Source organism: Mesorhizobium sp. M7A.F.Ca.ET.027.03.2.1 (assembly GCF_003999175.1).
Classification (GTDB): Bacteria; Pseudomonadota; Alphaproteobacteria; order Rhizobiales; family Rhizobiaceae; genus Mesorhizobium.
Genome location: NZ_RZOM01001472.1, coordinates 1 through 1096 on the forward strand (window position 1 = coordinate 1; position 1096 = coordinate 1096).

General features: G+C 53.8%; 2 protein-coding genes. Both read left to right on the plus strand.

The annotated features are described in order from the left end of the window. A partial coding sequence (locus EN750_RS39750) for a hypothetical protein (RefSeq protein WP_189526716.1) occupies positions 1 to 602 on the plus strand: 602 nt, incomplete at its 5' end. A gap of 150 nt (positions 603 to 752) precedes the next feature. After that, positions 753 to 965 carry a hypothetical protein gene (locus tag EN750_RS40140; RefSeq protein WP_127329071.1) on the plus strand — a complete coding sequence of 71 codons (213 nt, stop codon included), beginning with the start codon at positions 753 to 755 and terminating at the stop codon, positions 963 to 965. Positions 966 to 1096 lie beyond the last annotated feature (131 nt).

Genomic DNA, 1096 nt, shown 5'->3' on the forward strand with positions numbered 1-1096 from the left:
GGACAATGAGTCCTGAAACCGCCGGCCTGGCGAGTGTTGCAAGCAGTTCCCGAGAAATCGTTGGCGAGCATGCTTATTCGCAGGCCGGCCCAACTGGTCTGAACCTTGAGCGCGAAGGCCGGAATGCAATAGGTATCACAAAACCGCCAAAATGGCTCAAGGGCCAGAGCAATTCCGTAAAATCGTCCAACCATCAATTACTTACAGGAAAAACCCGATGGTACCGTTGGCTGGGATCACTCAGCCCGTCACTAGCTGTTTTTGTTACATTTTCCATCTTGCCGGGTGTCGTTTGTATCACAATACGTATCACAATAGGTAACACGATCTCGGCAGCGGATATTCCGCCGGCGACACGGACAGACGCACCTTGCATCGCGTACGAGGCTGCGCAATTTTTGCAAAAGCAGGAACATAGCTGCATCGCCCAAGTTAAATACCGACGGCATTGGACCACGAATTCATTTTCGCATTTTCCAGGCTGCCAGAATGCTCCGGGATTTTTGATGCTCGAACGAATGGGCAGGACAATGTATCGCTGTCACAATGGCACGCTCGATTTTGGAACGGAGCTTTTGACGAAACCCTACACGATCGACTAGTTGGCCGAGAAGGTCCGAAAGGTGCTCGATCGAAAGTAACGACTGGCCAGAGGCGATGTACTCAAGTGGCCTACCCATAAGCCACTGTAGGCACGGCGGGGCGGCATGATGCCTCATGGGAACCAGGGGCACTGCCGCGAGTTCTTTGGAATGGCAAACCATACGGTCACAAGCGTGCTTACCTCAATTGGCACATTGACCTCTCGTCCCGCTGCGTTCCTGATCTTGTTGGCTTACGCAATTCTTTGGATGATCTTCGAGCGACAGAGCTTGGATTGGCACGGAGCCGCAATCACGCGGATCGATGATGAAGAGCCCGAGGAGATCGAAAAGCATCGCCATCGCCAGCAGCGGGGCGATTGACGTGCAGCCTTTCGGTTCCGTCGCGTCAGGCGCCCGCAAGAAGACCTCCGGCATTGAGCTTTGGCGAAAGGTGCTCATCTATCTGGCCATCGCCACCATGGCCAGCCTGCTCACGGTGTTGATCATAAATC

Coding starts and splice junctions, on each gene's coding strand:
- EN750_RS40140 (WP_127329071.1), top strand. CDS start 753: ATGGCAAACCATACGGTCACAAGCGTGCTTACCTCAATTGGCACATTG.